This is a genomic window from Methylobacterium brachythecii (assembly GCF_014196345.1).
Lineage (GTDB): Bacteria > Pseudomonadota > Alphaproteobacteria > Rhizobiales > Beijerinckiaceae > Methylobacterium > Methylobacterium brachythecii.
In genome coordinates, this window is sequence record NZ_JACIDN010000005.1 from 258,064 (window position 1) to 274,000 (window position 15,937).

Sequence of the window (15,937 nt, forward strand, 5' to 3'; positions counted from 1 at the left end):
GGGTCCGGCTGCCGCTTCCAACTAGGACGACCCCAGCATGCTCGAAATCAAGAATCTCGTCGTGAAGATCGAGGACAACCAGATCCTCAACGGCCTGAACCTCACCGTGAATGACGGTGAGGTCGCCGCGATCATGGGCCCGAACGGCTCCGGCAAGTCGACGCTCTCCTACGTCATCGCCGGTAAGGAGGACTACGATGTCCTCGACGGCGAGATCCTACTCGACGGCGTGAACGTGTTGGAGATGGCGCCGGACGAGCGCGCTGCGGCCGGCCTGTTCCTGGCCTTCCAGTACCCGCTGGAGATCCCCGGCGTCGGCACGATGACCTTCCTCAAGGCCTGCATCAACGCGCAGCGCCGCGCCCGAGAGGAGGGCGAGATTTCGACCCCGGACTTCATCCGCAAGGTCAACGCGGCGGCCGACAAGCTCGAGATCAACAAGGAGATGCTCAAGCGCGCCCTCAACGTCGGCTTCTCCGGCGGTGAGAAGAAGCGCATGGAGATCCTGCAGATGGCTCTCCTGGAGCCGAAATTCTGTGTGCTCGACGAGACCGATTCCGGCCTCGACATCGATGCCCTGCGCATCGTCTCCGAGGGCGTGAACGCGCTGCGCGAGAAGGGCCGCTCCTTCCTCGTCATCACGCACTACCAGCGGCTCCTGAACCACATCGTGCCCGACACCGTGCACGTCATGTCGAAGGGCCAGATCGTGAAGACCGGCGGCAAGGAGCTCGCGCTCGAACTCGAGCAGTCGGGCTACGCCGATTACCGCAGCGAGGCCGCGTAATGGCCGACATCAAGAACCTGCGCACCTCGGCCGAGACCGGCCTCTCTAAGCTGTTCGAGACGACCCGCCAGAGCCTGGCGACCCACGAGCAGATCGCGCGCGAGGAGGCCTTCAAGTTCTTCGAGGCGACCGGCCTGCCGAGCCGCCGCGTCGAGGCTTTCAAGTACACCGACCTGCGTGCTGCCATCGTCGAGGCCGCCCCGCCGGCCGAGGCTCCCTCTGCGGACGCTGCCAAGGCTGCCATCTCGTCGGCGAAGGGGCTCGCGAATGTCGAGGCCGTGCGGCTGACCTTCGTTAACGGCCATCTCGTCGCCGGCCTTTCGGATCTCGGCCGTGTGCCGGCCGGCGTCACCGTCACACCGCTCAACGAGGCCCTCGCCAAGGGCGATGTGCGCCTCGGCCAGCTCGCCCCGGTCGAGCAGACCCGCGAGAACCCAATCTACCAGCTCAACACCGCCTTTCTGGCCGATGGCGCGCTAATTTCGGTGGAGGCTGGCGCCAGGGTCGAGACGCCGGTGCACCTGCGTTTTGTCGGCACCGGCGAGACGGCCTTCTCCACGGCGACCCGCGTGCTGGTGACGGTCGGCGAGGGCGCGGAGTTCTCGCTCTTTGAGACCCACGAGGGTCCGAACGGTATCGCCTACCAGCCGAACGACGTCGTGGACGCGGTCATCGCCGACAAGGCCACCCTGCGCCACACCCGACTGAACCGGGAGGGCGACAAGGCAGTCGCGCTCTCGACCATCGCGGCCCGGCTCGGCGCCGAGGCGCATATAGAGAGCGTGAACTTGGTCTTCGGCGGTGCGCTCTCGCGCCACCAGATCTACCTGCATTTCGCGGGCGAGAACGCCACGGCAACCGTCAACGGCGCGGCCATGCTCGGCGACGGCCAGCTCGCCGACTCGACGCTTCTGGCCGATCACGCCGCCGTCGGCGGGGTGAGCCGCGAACAGTTCAAGACGGTGATCGACGGTGATGCCACCGGCGTCTTTCAGGGCAAGATCATCGTCCGCCAGATCGCGCAGCAGACCGACGGCAAGATGAAGTCGGACTGCCTGCTCCTCACCGACGAGGGGCAGATGATGAACAAGCCGGAGCTCGAAATCTTCGCCGACGACGTCGCCTGTGGCCACGGCGCCACCTGCGGCGCCCCGGACGAGGAGCTCCTGTTCTACCTCATGGCCCGCGGGTTGCCGAAGCCTGTCGCCGAGAGTCTGCTCGTCCAGGCCTTCATCGGCGAGGCTCTGGAATCGGTCACGCACGACGGCGCGCGGAATGCGCTGATCGGCGAGGTCGAGGGCTGGCTGAAGGCGCGGGGCTGAGCCCGGGCCGACAAGGGCGATCCCATCATCGAACCTCATCCTGAGGTGCCCACGAAAGCGGGCATCGAAGGAGGGGTCCAGGGATCGCGGAGACATCTGGAGCCCTCCCGCAAGGTCTCCACTTCGCTCCGGCACCTCAGGATGAGGTTCGGGGTGGGAAAGTCAGGTCCGACCCGATGAACGCACCCCTCCGCCAGCCCGGCTACGACGTCGCGGAAATCCGCAAGGAGTTCCCGATCCTTTCGCAGTCGGTCTACGGCAAACCCCTGGTCTATCTCGATAATGCGGCCTCGGCCCAGAAGCCGAAAGCCGTGATCGATGCCATGGTTGGCTGCATGGAGGGCGGCTACGCCAACGTGCATCGCGGCCTGCACTACATGGCCAATGCCGCGACCGAGGGCTTCGAGGGCGCGCGCGAGACCACGCGGCAATTCCTCAATGCGGTCTCGACCGACGAGATCATCTTCACCCGCAACGCGACGGAGGCCTACAACCTCGTCGCCTCGTCGATGCATCGGGCCGGTCTGATCGGGGAGGGGGACGAGATCATCCTCTCGATCATGGAGCACCACTCCAACATTGTGCCCTGGCATTTTTTGCGCGAGCGCTACGGTGCCGTCATCAAGTGGGCTCCCGTGGACGACGAGGGCAACTTCCTCGTCGAGGAATACGAAAAGCTCTTCACACCGCGCACCAAGATGGTGGCGATCACCCACATGTCGAACGTACTCGGCACGGTCACGCCGGCCGAGGACATCATCCGCATCGCCCACGCTCACAACGTGCCGGTGTTGCTCGACGGCGCGCAGAGCGCGGTCCACCGGACGATCGACGTGAAGGCGCTCGATTGCGACTTCTTCGTCTTCACCGGCCACAAGGTCTACGGGCCGACCGGGATCGGCGTGCTCTACGGCAAGAAGGAATGGCTCGACCGCCTGCCTCCCTACCAAGGCGGCGGCGAGATGATCCGCACCGTCACGCAAGACACGATCACCTACAACGACCCGCCGCATCGCTTCGAGGCCGGCACACCTGCGATCATCGAGGCGATCGGCCTCGGTGCTGCTCTCGAATTCATGATGGGCGTCGGCCGCGAGTCGATCGCCGCTCACGAGGACGCCCTGACCGCCTACGCGCAGGAGCGGCTCGGAGCGATGAATTCGGTGCGCCTCATCGGAACTGCCCGCGAGAAGGGCGGCGTCGTCGCCTTCGAGATGAAGGGAGCGCACGCCCACGACGTCGCCACCATCATCGACCGGCAAGGCGTCGCGGTGCGGGCCGGCACACATTGCGCGATGCCGCTCCTCAACCGTTTCGGCGTCACCTCCACCTGTCGTGCCTCGTTCGGCCTGTATAATACGAAGGCCGAGATCGACGTGCTGGCCGAGGCCCTCGCCAAGGCCGAGATGATGTTCGCCTGATTTTTCGGAGTTTCCGTCGCGGCTCCAGGCCGCATCGGAGGAGTGACACAATGAGCACCGACGCCACCATTACCGGCGGCAACAACACGCCGGCCGTCGCGGCGGCTTCCGCGATCCCGCCCGAAGAACTCGACCGGCTCACCGACGACATCGTCGCCGCGCTCAAGAGCGTCTACGACCCTGAGATCCCGGCCGACATCTACGAGCTCGGCCTGATCTACAAGGTCGACATCGCCGATGACCGCAAGGTTGCCATCGACATGACGCTGACCGCGCCGGGCTGCCCGGTGGCCGGCGAGATGCCGGGCTGGGTCGAGGATGCGGTCACCAAGGTGCCCGGCGTGCAATCCTGCGCCGTGACCATGGTCTTCGATCCGCCGTGGGACCAAAGCCGAATGTCCGACGAGGCCCGCGTCGCCCTCGACATGTGGTGAACCGCGATCTGCGCGGGGAGCACCTGCGCGATTGCGTGCGGTGGACCGGTTAAGGTCCAGTGCTTATCTTGAAGATGTACCCCCTCACCCGCCCGGGCCTTGAACCCGGCCGCAGGAGAGAACGATGTCAGGTTTCAAGGTTATCTCGCTGACCGACCGCGCCGCGGATCAGTTGAAGGCGATCATGGCGGATGCGGACAAGCCGATCGCGGGCCTACGGGTCGGCGTGCGCAACGGCGGCTGCGCCGGCATGGCCTACACGATGGAATATGCCGAGGAGCGGAAAGCCGGCGAGGACATGGTCGAGGATCGCGGCGTCACCGTCTTCATCGACCCGAAGGCAGTGCTGTTCCTGCTCGGCACCGAGATGGACTTCAAGACCGACAAGCTGTCGTCTCAGTTCGTGTTCAACAACCCGAACCAGACCTCGGCCTGCGGCTGCGGCGAATCCATCGCGATTACGCCGGCGACGCCGGACCGTCTCGCCGCAGCAGGCGTCACCGCCTGAAAGGGCGCTCGTCGCGCGGTCAGGCGACCTGCGAGAATTCCGTGACCTCGGCGTCGTCCATCGTCTTGTTCCTGCCCGAGCGCTTGGCCGCATAGAGGCAGGCATCCGCGCGCTCCATGAAGGACACGGCGGTGTCGTTCGAACGCCGCTGCGCGACACCGAGCGAGATCGTGACCTTACCGAGCGACTCGCCGGTGGCACGCTTCACCAGCTCGCGGCCGATGATGCTGGTGCGCACGGCTTCGGCTACGGTGCGGGCGGCTTCCCGGCTGGAGCCAGGCAGCAGGATCGCGAATTCCTCACCGCCGAAGCGCGCGAGCGTCGCGCCGCGCGAAACGGCCGTCTCGCGCATCACGATGGCGACGAGCCGCAGCACCTGATCGCCGGTCAGATGGCCGAACTGGTCGTTGAAGCGCTTGAAGAAATCGATGTCGATCAGGATCAGGCTGGCAGGCTGGGGGGACTTGGCGCCGTCCTCGATCTCCTTGTTCAGGGTCTCCTCGAAATGCTTCCGGTTCGACAGCCCCGTGAGCGGATCGGTCAGGCTTTCCAGGCGGGCGGCGGCCAGAGTCTCGCGGAGTCCTTCGATTTCCCGGCGGCTCTCGCGCATATGCGCCTCGAGCGTCTTGTTGCTCGCTGCGACGTCACGCGTGTTCGTGATCAGCGTCGCGACGATGTCCTTCAACCGGTGCGGCGTCGTGTTGGCGAGGTCCTTCGAGATCGCCTGCAGCGAGGCACCGTATTGCGCGGTCGAGCCGAGCGACAGGTCGATCATCTCCATGATGTTCTGAACTTCAGCGATCAGGCCGGCATTGTGGCGATCCAGCTCGCCCTCGACGTTCCGGCCGTCGATGAAGGCCTCGTAGAGATCGTCGATGTCCGTATCGGACAGAACGCCGCTCTTCGAAGTGACGCGCTTGATCGCCTCGTTCATCGGCGGCTGCCGACCCGAGACGTAGGTGTACCAGATCGCATAGGCACGCGGGCTCGCCGACGAACCGTAGTCGCGCATCAGCTCGTTCGCGCGTTGCGCGATGACGAAACTCCGCTCGCGATCCTCGTGACCCGCGCCGTTCATCTGAAACTCATCCAACCTGCCCCGCCGCCATGATGGCCGGCAGGTGGTGGACACCGAGTTAAGCCGCGGTTCGAAAAGCCGAAGGCCCGCGGGTTCCCGGTCTCAGCGCAGCGCCGTCAGTCCTTCTTGATCGTGACGGGACGCATCATGAAGGCCGGCACGTGTTCGCCCAGACCGACCGGCGTGTCGCCGTCATCGTCGCGCCGGTGATCGGGCCGACGGTTCTCGCGCGGACGCTCGCTCGGCACGCGCTCGGCGGACCGCCGCGGCGCCTCGGCGCGCGGCTCCGGCGGAGCTGTCGCCTCGGCGCTCTGCTCTTCGGAGCGCGGGCGCCGGCCACGGACTCGACGTCCACCTTCGGCACGTCCGCCCTCTGCGCGCGCTTCGCTCTGGGCGGGCTCCTTGCGGCCGCCACGGCGGCGCGGGCGGCCCTCATCCCCGTCGCCCTCGCCAGTCGCGGAGAGCGAGGCGAGATCGCCATCCAGCCACGCGATTGGCTGGCCGATCAGGCTCTCGATCGCCGAGAGCGAGCGCTCGTCGCCGCGTCCCACCAGCGTAAAGGCATGGCCGGCGCGGCCGGCGCGGCCGGTACGGCCAATGCGGTGGACGTAGTCCTCCGCATGGTGAGGGATGTCGAAGTTGAAGACGTGGCTCACGGCCGGGATGTCGAGGCCGCGCGCCGCGACGTCAGAGGCGACGAGCAGCGGCACTTCGCCGGAGCGGAAGCCGTCGAGCGCCTGCATGCGGGCACGCTGGTCCATATCACCGTGCAGCGCCGCGACGGAGAAGCCGTGCTTGGCGAGCGAGCGCTGCAGCAGCGCGACGTCGCGCTTGCGGTTGCAGAAGACGATGCCGTTCTTGAGCTCGTCCGCCGCACGGATCAGCTTGCGCAGCGTGTCACGCTTGGCCGCCGCCTCGGAACTCGTCGCGACGAGCTTCTGCTCGATCGTCGTCGCGGCCGAGGCTGGGCGGCTGACCTCGACGCGCTGCGGGTTCGACAGGAACATGTCGGCGAGGCGCTCGATCTCCGGCGGCATCGTCGCGGAGAAGAACAGCGTCTGGCGCGTGAACGGCACCATCTTCACGATGCGCTCAATGTCGGGGATGAAGCCCATGTCGAGCATGCGGTCGGCCTCGTCGATGACGAGTAGCTCGACGCCGGTGAGCAGCAGCTTGCCGCGCTCGAAATGGTCGAGCAAGCGACCGGGCGTCGCGATCAGCACATCGGTGCCGCGCATCAGCTTGGCATCCTGGTCGGCGAAGGAGACGCCGCCGATGATCAGCGCGACGTTGAGCTTGTGGTTGGTGCCGTAGCGCTCGAAATTCTCGACGACCTGCGCCGCGAGCTCTCGGGTTGGTTCGAGGATCAGCGTACGCGGCATGCGGGCACGGGCACGGCCCGATTCCAGCATGGTCAGCATCGGCAGAGTGAAGGCCGCGGTCTTGCCGGTGCCGGTCTGGGCGATGCCGAGCACGTCCCGCCGCGCGAGCACATGCGGAATCGCGTTCGCCTGGATCGGCGTCGGCTCGGTATATCCGGCGGTGGCGACGGCCTGGAGGACCTTGTCGCTCAGTCCGAGATCGGCAAAAGGCATGGTTGTTGGGAGACCATCCGCGCGAGGTCTTCGGCATCAACGGTGCGGAGCGGCGGCCGCTCGCACGAGCGAATGATGCGAAATCGTGAAACCCGAACAGGGATGCGCGACAAGGTTTCGCGCATCCCTGTTCGGGTCGGTCGAACTCACAAAGCGGCGGAAACGTCCGGTTCTGCACCGCAGCCGTCGCTTCGGCCGCGCACCATCCTCGCCCCGCCGGGGGTGCGAGCGTGCGCGACGTTTAGAGGCTTGCCGAGGCTTGTCAATCTTCGCGCGCCGGATCTCCCCGGCGGCAATGGCCTCAAGGGCCGCGGACGATCAGTCGTTCCCGGGCGACGCAAGGGTCGATCACGATGCTGCGGGCCGACGTGCCGATCGAGCCGGTCGTCTCCGGATCGACGATGCCCGGTTTCAACGCGGCAACCCGGCTCTTCTGGTGCTCGATGGACTGGGCAAGGCGATGGGCGATCCCGAAGCCGCCGACTCCCAAAACGAGTGCAAAGATGGCCGTCGTGGCGAGCAGTCCACGTGGGCGTGGCAGTTCGGGGGAATCGAGCGACATGGAGCGGACACCCTGAGCGAACGCCGAGAGCGGGTCGCGCTGCCCATGATCGACGAACGCGGTTAACGCGGGCTGACACGGGAGCCGGCCGCTATTCCCCCTTGCGGCACACCCGGGCACGAGCCAAGCATCACGTCCGAAGTTTATGGTTTCCGAATGATTTCCAACCATGGCCAACGGATTACGAAGATTAACCATGAAGTTTCCGCATCATAGCTCTCTACATTGGCTGATGTGCGGAAAGACACATCCGTCGAAGTCTCCTGGAAGCACCCGAGTAAGCTTTACCTTTCTTTGACGGAGTCGGGGGCATTTGAGCGACTTGTTGCAGGAACGCGACAAGCCTTCTCACGGGACCGGGGCTCGAAGCCCACCGGCTTTCGCCAATCCAGGACTCTTCGTCTGATGAAAAAGCTGCTCCTCGCCTCGACTGTCCTCGCGAGCCTGACGGCCGTCGCCTCGGCCGCCGACCTTCCGCGCCGCGCTGCCGCACCGGAAATGTACTCGCCGCTGCCGGTCTTCACCTGGACGGGCTTCTATGCGGGTCTCAACGCCGGCTACGGCTTCGGCACGCAGAGCGATCAGCCGGCGACGGTGATCGGCACGACCGCTGCCAGCGGCCTGCTCGTCTCCAGCGTCGCACCGTTCGCAGCCTCGGCAGGGGCCGTCGCGTTCAACAACCGTAACGACAACAGCGGCTTCGTCGGCGGTGGTCAGATCGGCTACAATTACCAGTTCACGCCGGGCTCGGGTGTCGTGGTCGGTATCGAAGCCGACGCCCAGTACGCCGATTTCGGACGCGGCCGTAACAACTTCATTCCCGGCCCCGGCACGCGGGCAGCCACGGGCGTGACCTTCTTCAATCCGAACGGCCTGTCCGGTCTCGACTTCTTCGGCACGGTGCGCGGACGCCTCGGCTACGCCTTCGACCGCACGCTCGTCTACGGCACGGCCGGCTTCGCCTACGGCGCCGGCGGCGGCCGCGACTTCGGTCTGCCGAACTCTTCGAGCAGCGACTTCCAGACCGGCTACGCGGTGGGCGGCGGCGTCGAGTATGCCCTGCCGACAAACACCTTCCTGAACGTGTTCAACTCTTCGGCCGTGACGCTGAAGCTCGAGGGCCTCTACGTGGACATGGATCGCGGCGGCAACCGCAACGCCGGCGGCTTCGCGATCCGTCCGAACGGCACCGTGGCGAGCATCGCTGGCGGCGACGGCAACGTGCTGGGCGGGTCCATTCGCCGCCAGGACACCGAGTTCGCCGTGGTGCGCGCCGGCATCAACTACAAGTTCGGATCGTTCTAAGCGTCGATCCACCGCTGGCGAGACCGCTCCGTGAGGGGCGGTCTCGACTCGTCGGGATCGCCGATCAGCCTCCGTCGCCCCTGGCCGCTGCGGACGCACTCGTGGCGATCAGGTCGACGGCGACACCGACGTCGAGGGCGACCCATTGGCCCGTCGCCCACACGCCCTGACCAACTCCGAAATCCGTCCGGATCAGTCCGACGCGGCCGACGGCATGGGCCTTTCCCTGTTCGAACGAGAGATGGAAAGGGAGCGTGAGCGGCCGGCTCGTTCCCCTGATCGTCAGGGTTCCGACCGCCTCGTAGTCGCCCCGCCCCTTGTCGACGAAACGAGCCGCCTCGAAGCGAGCCTGGCTCGCGGCTTTCGCATCGAACCAGTCCTTCTGCGGCAGCGCCTCGTCCCGCTGGACGTCCCCCGTGCGGGCGCTGGCCAGATCGACGAGTACCGTAGCGTGCCCGGCTTCCGGTTTGGCGGCGTCAAAATCGATCTTGGCGTCGAAGCGCTCGAAGCGCCCGGTGAAGGGCGCCCCGACCTGCACGCCGGAGAACTTGATCGAACTCCTGGCTGGGTCCACCGCCCATTCGGACGCTGCGGCCGGCAACGCAACGACCTGCAGGGCCGTCGCGAGGCAGAGGAGGGACGTCTTCATCGCGATGATCCCAAGGGTTCGGATACCGACCGCGATCCGCGCATTGGCATCATGCGACGCAGGACGTCGTCGCGGAGGATGAAGTGGTGGCGAAGGGCCGCCGCCACGTGCAGGACGAGCAGAGCGATCAGCAGCCAAGCCCCATAGGCATGAACCCGCTTGAAGATCGCTTCCGCCAAGGCCTGGTCGGGAACCAGAGCCGCGAGCGGCAGGTGCGGCCAGGAAACCAAGCCGTAGAGCACGGTCGGGATGTTGAAGGGCGACAGCGAGACCACGGCCCAGCCCGTGAGGGGCAGCCCTACGAGAAGCAGGTAGAGGAAACCATGCGCGGCTGAGGCCGCCCGTCGTTCCCGAACCGGCATTGCGGCGGGATGGGCCGGAGGCTTGTGGAACAGGCGCCAGGCGAAGCGCAAAACCGTCAAGCCCAACACCGTGATCCCCACGGATTTGTGCCATTGGTAGAGTTGGAATTGGCGCATCGGCGTCAATCCCGCATGGGCCATCGTCAGACCGATGCCGATCAGGGCGAGCACACCCAGTGCGCTCGCCCAATGCAGCACGATGGCCACGAGCGAGTAGCGCCGCGCGGACACGGCGGTGCCCATGGCCGACCTCCCGATCGTCCGATCAGTCCTGGCGCTCGAAGGCGCCGGCGATCACGAGATGGAGATCGTCGCCGATCAGCGGCACGTAGGTCTTCACACCGAACTCGGACCGCTTGAGCGTGCCGGTGGCCTCGAAGCCGACATTGACCTTCTTGCTAAGCGGGTTCGTGCCCGCGCCGACCAGCGTTACGTCCAGCGTCACCGGCTTGGTCACGCCGTGTAGCGTCAAGTCTCCAGTGACCTTGGCCTTGTCCTGACCGGCCGGCGTCACCTTGGTCGAGACGAAGGTCATGTCCGGGTACTTGGCGGCATCGAGCCACTTGTCGCCCTTCAGCTCGCCGGCGAGCTTCTCGCTCGTGGTGGCGACCGACGACACCGGGATCTTGACGGACAGCTTCGCGGCGGCCGGGTCCTTCGGCTGCAGGTCGAGGGTGCCCGACACCTCCGAGAAGCCGCCGGTGTAGTTCGAGAAGCCCATATGCGACACGCGCCAGCCCACCTGCGTATGGCCGGCATCCACGGTGTAGTGGCCAGCCTGGATCTGGGCCGGGTCGCGCGTCGCTGCGGTCTGAGCCTGTGCGGCACCGGCGAATGCCAGGGCCACGGCGACGGTGGAGGCGGAAAGCAGCTTCATCGAAGTCTCCAAGACAGGAACGTTCTCACTGCGCGCCGCTCTACTCGACCGGACGCCGCGTCGTGGTGGCGTTGAGATACGTCCGTTCACAGCCGAGTTTGAGCCTGCTATCCGGCACCACATGGTTGCGAAAACGGAAACCTTCAGCGGTAGCCTGGATGACCTGCGCGCCTTTTGCGCTGTCGTCGATCTCGGTACCGTGACGGCGGCGGCCGCGAGCCTCAGGGAGACCAAGGGCAGCGTCAGCCGGCGCCTGACGCGGCTCGAGACGGCGTTGGGCGCGACGCTGATGGCCCGTCATCCGCGCGCCGTCTCGCCGACGGCCGAGGGGCTCGCCTTCTACGTCAAGGCGCGGGACAGCCTCGGGCTGCTCGACACGGCGGCCGAAGCCGCGCGCGATGCTCGCACCGTCCCGGCGGGACACCTGCGGATCACGACGGCGGTCGATTTCGGGATTGAGGTCATGCCCGAGATCATCGCCAGCTTTCGAGCGGCATACCCACAGATCACGATCGACCTGCTCCACTCGGACGCGAGGCTCGATCTCGCGGCGAACCGAATCGATCTCGCCTTGCGCTTCGGAAGAGCGGAGGAGACGGGTTACCACGCAGCGCTGATCCTGAAGACGCGCATCGGCTTTTACGCCGCTCCCGCCTATCTCGCCCGGCGCCCGGCGCCCAAGAGACTCGTGGAACTGGCCGGGCACGACCTGATCCTCTCACAGGAGCGCTCCGGTTCGGCAGGCATCGTGTTGGGCAATGGCCAGGGACGCACCCAGCAGATCTCCCTCGCGCCGGCAATCCGGGTCAGCGACTTCGCCACGGCCCTTCGTTTGACCCTGGCCGGCGCTGGCATCGGCCAGATTCCCAGCACCGTGGCAGCCCGCTCGATCGAGGCGGGTGCGCTCGTGCGGGTGCTCGCACCGTGGGCCCGGGAGGGCGGCGCCTTGCGGGCTTTGAGTCTTGCCGGGCGGGAATTGCCGGCACGCGTCCGGGTGTTCCGCGAGCACGTGCAGGCCGAGATGGCGAAACGGTTCGCCATCGAGCCCGATGAGAGTTCGGCCGCATGACGAAACCGTAATCCGCGCGCCACGAGCGGGTCAGGCTGCAGACCGTATCACCGGCAACACGCTCCGTCCGCCGCGACGGCAGCAAGACCGTTTCCGGAGTTCTTCCATGACATCGACCTTCCGCCGTCGCGCCCTCGCTTCCGTCGCCGTGGCGGCGCTCGCCGCCGGTGGCGCGGCTGGCGTGGGATCGCTGACCCAGACGACCTCGGCCCTGGCCCAGGCCCTGCCGAAGACGCCCATCGAAGCGCCTGAGCACCCGCCGGGCTCCTTCGCCGGCATCGTCAACAAGGTGAAGCCGGCCGTCGTCGCCGTGAAGGTGAAGCTCGACGACAGCGCGGACGAGGATGGCGAGAGCGGCCCCGGCCAGCCGAACCTCCAGCAGGTCCCGCCGCAGCTGCGCGAGTTCTTCAAGCGCTTCGGCCAGGGCGGCCCCGGCGAGCAGAACGGCGCGCCGCAGCGCCACGGTGAGCGCGGCGCGGTCGGCTCCGGCTTCATCATCTCGGCCGACGGCTACGTCGTCACCAACAACCACGTGGTGAACCACGCCAAATCGGTTCAGGTGACCCTCGACGACACCCGCACACTCGACGCCAAGGTGATCGGCACCGATCCGAAGACCGACGTCGCGCTCCTGAAGATCAAGGATTCCGGCTCTTATCCCTACGTGCAGTTCGGCAAGTCGGCCCCGCAGGTCGGCGATTGGGTCGTGGCGATCGGCAATCCATTCGGCCTCGGCGGCACGGTGACGGCAGGCATCGTCTCGGCCCGCGGCCGCGACATCGGCGCCGGACCCTACGACGACTTCCTGCAGATCGACGCGCCGATCAACAAGGGCAATTCGGGTGGCCCGGATTTCAACGTCAACGGCGAGGTCGTGGGCGTGAACACGGCGATCGCCTCGCCCTCGGGCGGCAGCGTCGGCCTCGCCTTCGCGATCCCCTCGGAAACCGTGCAGGCGGTGGTCGAGCAGCTCAAGACCGACGGCAAGGTGGTGCGCGGCTATCTCGGCGTGCAGATCCAGCCGGTCACCAAGGACATCGCCGACAGCCTCGGCCTCGACAAGGCCAAGGGCGCGCTGGTGAACTCCACCGAGGGTGGCACGCCCGCCGCGAAGGCCGGCCTCAAGACGGGCGACGTCATCGAGAAGGTCGACGGCAAGCCGATTGACGACGCCAAGGAACTGTCGCGCAAGATCGCCGGGCTCAAGCCCGGTACCAAGGTCGAGCTCGCCTATCTCCGCAACGGCAAGTCCGACACGGCCACCGTCGAGCTCGGTACGCTGCCGACGGACATCAAGAATGCGCGCAACACCGACGACGGCGGCTTCTCCAATAACGGCCAGCCGCGCCTCGGCCTGGGCCTCGCTCCGGCGGACGAGGTCGGGCTCGGCTCGAGCGGCGTCGCCGTCGTGCGGGTCGATCCCGACGGCCCCGCCGCCGCCAAGGGCATCGAGCAGGGCGACGTGATCCTGGACGTTGCCGGCACCAGCGTCTCGAGCCCGTCCGACATTGCGGCGCAGATCCGCACGGCGGAATCCAACGGGCGCAAGGCCGTGCTGATGCGCGTGAAGAGTTCGAAGGGTGTGACCCGCTTCGTGGCGGTCTCCCTCACCAAGAACGGCTGAGTTTCAGCCGTAGCGGCCGCCGCGCACCCCTCGCGGCGGTTTCCCGCTCTCCCCTCGACTGGCGCCGGCTCGCAAGGGCCGGCGTTTTTTCGTCGAGGAAGGGCTACATGCCGCCCGAGACGTAGAGGATCTCTCCGGTGACCCAGCGCGCGTCGTCGGATGCCAGGAAGACGGCGGCCGGTGCGATGTCGTCCGGCCGGCCCGAGCGTCCGAGCGGCGTGTCCTCGATGATGCTGCGCTCGAAGTCGCCGCCGGCGAATCCCGCTGCCTCGACGCCTTCCGTGATGATCATGCCGGGATTGATCGCGTTCACGCGGATCTTGCGCGGCCCGAGCTCCTTCGCGTGCACGCGGGTGATCGCGTCGAGCGCTCCCTTGGTCCCGGAATAGATCGCCGATTCCGGCACCGCAAAGCGCGTCACGGTCGAGCTGATGTTGACGATGCTGCCGCCGCGATCGCCGAACTGCGCGACCGCCGCCTTGGTCGCGAGAAAGACGCCGAGCACATTGGTATCGTACTGGCGCCGGTACTCGTCCTCGGAAAAGTCCTCGATCTTCGAGAAGGCGTAGACGCCGGCATTGTTGACCAGGACGTCGACCGGACCGAGCCGCTCTTTGGTCTCCGCGAAGAACCGCTCGACGTCGGCGGATTTCGCGACGCTGCCCTGGACCGCGATGGCCTTGCCGCCGGCCGCCTCGATCGCGGCGACGACCGCGTCGGCGCCTTCCCGGCTCGTCGCATAATTCACGGCGACGGCTGCACCTTCCCGTGCCAGAGCCTTCGCGATCTCGGCGCCGATCCCCTTCGAGGCCCCGGTGACGACCGCGACTCTTCCTTCGAGCTTGCTCATGACGATCTCCAACATTTCGACGTTTAGACAATCGTCGAAATGTTGGGCGATGGGGTGGCCTTCAAGAGGTCGGCGAGAGTGATCGGGACAGCCGCCGAAGGTAGGCGTCGAGCGTTGTGCGCTGGAACACCAGCTCGACGAAGCGGCCTTTGCGGACGGTCGCGATCAGGCCGGACGTCTCGAGCTCCTTGATGTGATGGGAGATCGTGGCAGCGCTGACCTTGTCGGCATCGCTCAGCGCGCAGCAGGGCAGCGCGCCCTCGGACGCCGCGATCTCTCCGAGGATGCCGAAACGGCGCGGATCGGCGAGAGCCTTGGCGACCGCAGCGAACTGACGGTCGCTTAGCTCATGAGACTCCTGCGCTACCGGTTCGCCATCCTGTCCATGCTCGGAAGTCATCGAGCCGCTTGTCTCCACCGAGGCGCGCGTCGACGCCCTGACCACCAGAGATAGGAACCTAGCGGGGCCGAAGACCCTTGTCCCGGCGGCATGGCTCCCTCCCACCACAAACCGCTCGCCGGGATCGGCCGCCTTCCCACATCGCCCTTCATTCTTACACTCGACAAGGATGCGGCATGACCACACCTCACGCTTCCGGCACCTTCGCCATCGGCGGAGACCTGACGGTCAACCGGCTCGGCTTCGGTGCCATGCGCATCACGGGCGGCGGCATCTGGGGCGAGCCCGCCGACCGGGCGAAGGCGATCGCGACGCTGAAGCGCGTCCCCGAACTAGGCATCGATTTGATCGACACCGCCGACAGCTACGGCCCGTTCGTCAGCGAGGACCTGATCCGCGAGGCCCTCCACCCCTATGACGGCTTGGTCATTGCCACCAAGGGCGGCCTCACGCGCCATGGGCCGGATATCTGGCAGCCCGTCGGACATCCCGACTACCTTCGCCAATGCGTGCTGATGAGCCTGCGTCGGCTCAAGCTCGAGCGCATCGATCTCTGGCAGCTCCACCGCATCGGCACCGACGTCCCGCGCGAGCGGCAGTTCGAGGCAATCGCCGCGATGCGCGAGGAGGGGTTGATCCGCCATGTGGGCTTAAGCGAGGTCTCGGTGGAGGAGATCGAGGCGGCCCAACAATTCTTCCCGGTCACGACTGTGCAGAACCGTTTCAACCTCGTCGATCGCACCAGCGAGGCGGTTCTCGACCATTGCGAACGCCACGTCATCGGGTTCATCCCCTGGGCGCCCCTCGACAAAGGCACGCTGGCCCGCAAGGGCTCGGCGCTGGCCGAGATTGCGGGCCGGCGCGGAACCAGCGAGGGCGCCGTCGCCCTGGCCTGGCTGCTCAAGCGCTCCCCGGTGATGCTGCCGATCCCCGGAACCGGCGATCCCGAGCATCTCGCTCAGAACGTACAGGGCACCGAACTCATCCTCGACGACGCGGAGTTCCAGGCACTCGACGACCAGGGCCGCAAGGCTTGGAAGGCGGCCGGCTGAGGTGTTCGCCATGCATCGAACCGCCTCCGCTCGTCAGCCCGA

The 15,937-nt window shown here is 66.7% G+C and carries 17 protein-coding genes; 9 read left to right on the plus strand and 8 right to left on the minus strand.

The window, feature by feature from the left end; all coding sequences use genetic code 11:
- The first annotated feature begins 37 nt into the window (after nucleotides 1-37).
- The 5 genes from sufC (at nucleotide 38) to GGR33_RS14840 (ending at nucleotide 4,472) form a co-directional block, all read left to right on the plus strand.
- Complete coding sequence (sufC, locus tag GGR33_RS14820; RefSeq protein ID WP_183506503.1) at nucleotides 38-787, plus strand: Fe-S cluster assembly ATPase SufC; 750 nt, start codon at nucleotides 38-40, stop codon at nucleotides 785-787.
- Complete coding sequence (locus tag GGR33_RS14825) at nucleotides 787-2,109, plus strand: SufB/SufD family protein (RefSeq protein ID WP_183506505.1); 1,323 nt, start codon at nucleotides 787-789, stop codon at nucleotides 2,107-2,109. Before sufC ends, GGR33_RS14825 begins: the two co-directional genes overlap by 1 nt.
- A gap of 176 nt (nucleotides 2,110-2,285) precedes the next feature.
- Nucleotides 2,286-3,530 carry a cysteine desulfurase gene (locus GGR33_RS14830; RefSeq protein ID WP_183506507.1) on the plus strand — a complete coding sequence of 415 codons (1,245 nt, stop codon included), beginning with the start codon at nucleotides 2,286-2,288 and terminating at the stop codon, nucleotides 3,528-3,530.
- 50 nt (nucleotides 3,531-3,580) lie between these two features.
- The gene (locus tag GGR33_RS14835) at nucleotides 3,581-3,964 is read left to right on the plus strand and encodes an SUF system Fe-S cluster assembly protein (RefSeq protein WP_183506509.1); all 384 of its coding nucleotides are present in this window, start codon (nucleotides 3,581-3,583) and stop codon (nucleotides 3,962-3,964) included.
- A gap of 124 nt (nucleotides 3,965-4,088) precedes the next feature.
- Nucleotides 4,089-4,472: a HesB/IscA family protein gene (locus GGR33_RS14840; RefSeq protein ID WP_183506511.1), complete on the plus strand. Its 384-nt coding sequence runs from the start codon at nucleotides 4,089-4,091 to the stop codon at nucleotides 4,470-4,472.
- Between the two features lie 19 nt (nucleotides 4,473-4,491).
- On the opposite strand, the gene GGR33_RS14845 is transcribed toward GGR33_RS14840, so the two are convergent.
- From GGR33_RS14845 to GGR33_RS14855, 3 genes are all read right to left on the minus strand, one after another.
- A complete protein-coding gene (locus tag GGR33_RS14845; RefSeq protein ID WP_183506513.1) occupies nucleotides 4,492-5,550 on the minus strand; it encodes a GGDEF domain-containing protein in 1,059 nt (352 codons plus the stop codon).
- 116 nt (nucleotides 5,551-5,666) lie between these two features.
- Nucleotides 5,667-7,145, minus strand: a complete 1,479-nt coding sequence (locus GGR33_RS14850; protein ID WP_183506515.1) for a DEAD/DEAH box helicase — start codon at nucleotides 7,143-7,145, stop codon at nucleotides 5,667-5,669.
- A 301-nt stretch (nucleotides 7,146-7,446) separates the two neighbouring features.
- Nucleotides 7,447-7,707, minus strand: a complete 261-nt coding sequence (locus GGR33_RS14855) for a hypothetical protein (RefSeq protein WP_183506517.1) — start codon at nucleotides 7,705-7,707, stop codon at nucleotides 7,447-7,449.
- 405 nt (nucleotides 7,708-8,112) lie between these two features.
- Between GGR33_RS14855 and GGR33_RS14860 the strand changes: the two genes are divergently transcribed.
- On the plus strand, nucleotides 8,113-9,012 hold the full coding sequence (locus tag GGR33_RS14860) for an outer membrane protein (protein ID WP_183506518.1): 900 nt from the start codon (nucleotides 8,113-8,115) through the stop codon (nucleotides 9,010-9,012).
- Nucleotides 9,013-9,076: 64 nt separating this feature from the next.
- Here GGR33_RS14860 and GGR33_RS14865 read toward each other — a convergent pair whose 3' ends face one another.
- Genes GGR33_RS14865 through GGR33_RS14875 form a run of 3 tightly spaced genes read right to left on the minus strand, consistent with a single transcriptional unit; the run spans nucleotide 9,077 to nucleotide 10,900 of the window.
- Nucleotides 9,077-9,661, minus strand: a complete 585-nt coding sequence (locus tag GGR33_RS14865; protein WP_183506520.1) for a YceI family protein — start codon at nucleotides 9,659-9,661, stop codon at nucleotides 9,077-9,079.
- A complete protein-coding gene (locus GGR33_RS14870; protein WP_183506522.1) occupies nucleotides 9,658-10,266 on the minus strand; it encodes a cytochrome b in 609 nt (202 codons plus the stop codon). The genes GGR33_RS14865 and GGR33_RS14870 overlap by 4 nt, the downstream gene beginning before the upstream one ends.
- A gap of 22 nt (nucleotides 10,267-10,288) precedes the next feature.
- Nucleotides 10,289-10,900: a YceI family protein gene (locus GGR33_RS14875; RefSeq protein WP_183506524.1), complete on the minus strand. Its 612-nt coding sequence runs from the start codon at nucleotides 10,898-10,900 to the stop codon at nucleotides 10,289-10,291.
- On the opposite strand from GGR33_RS14875, the gene GGR33_RS14880 reads away from it, so the two are divergent.
- Both GGR33_RS14880 and GGR33_RS14885 read left to right on the plus strand, forming a co-directional pair.
- The gene (locus GGR33_RS14880) at nucleotides 10,878-11,969 is read left to right on the plus strand and encodes a LysR family transcriptional regulator (RefSeq protein WP_284211338.1); all 1,092 of its coding nucleotides are present in this window, start codon (nucleotides 10,878-10,880) and stop codon (nucleotides 11,967-11,969) included. The genes GGR33_RS14875 and GGR33_RS14880 overlap by 23 nt on opposite strands.
- Nucleotides 11,970-12,075: 106 nt before the next feature.
- On the plus strand, nucleotides 12,076-13,593 hold the full coding sequence (locus GGR33_RS14885; protein WP_183506526.1) for a Do family serine endopeptidase: 1,518 nt from the start codon (nucleotides 12,076-12,078) through the stop codon (nucleotides 13,591-13,593).
- Nucleotides 13,594-13,696: 103 nt separating this feature from the next.
- On the opposite strand, the gene GGR33_RS14890 is transcribed toward GGR33_RS14885, so the two are convergent.
- Complete coding sequence (locus GGR33_RS14890; RefSeq protein ID WP_183506528.1) at nucleotides 13,697-14,443, minus strand: SDR family NAD(P)-dependent oxidoreductase; 747 nt, start codon at nucleotides 14,441-14,443, stop codon at nucleotides 13,697-13,699.
- Between the two features lie 61 nt (nucleotides 14,444-14,504).
- Nucleotides 14,505-14,843, minus strand: coding sequence for an ArsR/SmtB family transcription factor (locus GGR33_RS14895; RefSeq protein ID WP_183506530.1), 339 nt, complete (start codon nucleotides 14,841-14,843; stop codon nucleotides 14,505-14,507).
- Nucleotides 14,844-15,019: 176 nt separating this feature from the next.
- Between GGR33_RS14895 and GGR33_RS14900 the strand changes: the two genes are divergently transcribed.
- Nucleotides 15,020-15,895 (plus strand): aldo/keto reductase, encoded by an 876-nt coding sequence (locus GGR33_RS14900; protein ID WP_183506532.1) that lies wholly within the window; start codon nucleotides 15,020-15,022, stop codon nucleotides 15,893-15,895.
- Nucleotides 15,896-15,937: the final 42 nt, after the last annotated feature.

What these genes read in the sequence shown, in the direction of transcription:
- GGR33_RS14830 (WP_183506507.1), top strand. Translation starts at nt 2,286, where the DNA reads ATGAACGCACCCCTCCGCCAGCCCGGCTACGACGTCGCGGAAATCCGC.
- GGR33_RS14825 (WP_183506505.1), top strand. Translation starts at nt 787, where the DNA reads ATGGCCGACATCAAGAACCTGCGCACCTCGGCCGAGACCGGCCTCTCT.
- GGR33_RS14845 (WP_183506513.1), bottom strand. Translation starts at nt 5,550, where the DNA reads ATGAACGGCGCGGGTCACGAGGATCGCGAGCGGAGTTTCGTCATCGCG.
- GGR33_RS14855 (WP_183506517.1), bottom strand. Translation starts at nt 7,707, where the DNA reads ATGTCGCTCGATTCCCCCGAACTGCCACGCCCACGTGGACTGCTCGCC.
- sufC (WP_183506503.1), top strand. Translation starts at nt 38, where the DNA reads ATGCTCGAAATCAAGAATCTCGTCGTGAAGATCGAGGACAACCAGATC.
- GGR33_RS14835 (WP_183506509.1), top strand. Translation starts at nt 3,581, where the DNA reads ATGAGCACCGACGCCACCATTACCGGCGGCAACAACACGCCGGCCGTC.
- GGR33_RS14865 (WP_183506520.1), bottom strand. Translation starts at nt 9,661, where the DNA reads ATGAAGACGTCCCTCCTCTGCCTCGCGACGGCCCTGCAGGTCGTTGCG.
- GGR33_RS14840 (WP_183506511.1), top strand. Translation starts at nt 4,089, where the DNA reads ATGTCAGGTTTCAAGGTTATCTCGCTGACCGACCGCGCCGCGGATCAG.
- GGR33_RS14895 (WP_183506530.1), bottom strand. Translation starts at nt 14,843, where the DNA reads ATGACTTCCGAGCATGGACAGGATGGCGAACCGGTAGCGCAGGAGTCT.
- GGR33_RS14890 (WP_183506528.1), bottom strand. Translation starts at nt 14,443, where the DNA reads ATGAGCAAGCTCGAAGGAAGAGTCGCGGTCGTCACCGGGGCCTCGAAG.
- GGR33_RS14860 (WP_183506518.1), top strand. Translation starts at nt 8,113, where the DNA reads ATGAAAAAGCTGCTCCTCGCCTCGACTGTCCTCGCGAGCCTGACGGCC.
- GGR33_RS14875 (WP_183506524.1), bottom strand. Translation starts at nt 10,900, where the DNA reads ATGAAGCTGCTTTCCGCCTCCACCGTCGCCGTGGCCCTGGCATTCGCC.
- GGR33_RS14850 (WP_183506515.1), bottom strand. Translation starts at nt 7,145, where the DNA reads ATGCCTTTTGCCGATCTCGGACTGAGCGACAAGGTCCTCCAGGCCGTC.
- GGR33_RS14885 (WP_183506526.1), top strand. Translation starts at nt 12,076, where the DNA reads ATGACATCGACCTTCCGCCGTCGCGCCCTCGCTTCCGTCGCCGTGGCG.
- GGR33_RS14900 (WP_183506532.1), top strand. Translation starts at nt 15,020, where the DNA reads ATGACCACACCTCACGCTTCCGGCACCTTCGCCATCGGCGGAGACCTG.
- GGR33_RS14870 (WP_183506522.1), bottom strand. Translation starts at nt 10,266, where the DNA reads ATGGGCACCGCCGTGTCCGCGCGGCGCTACTCGCTCGTGGCCATCGTG.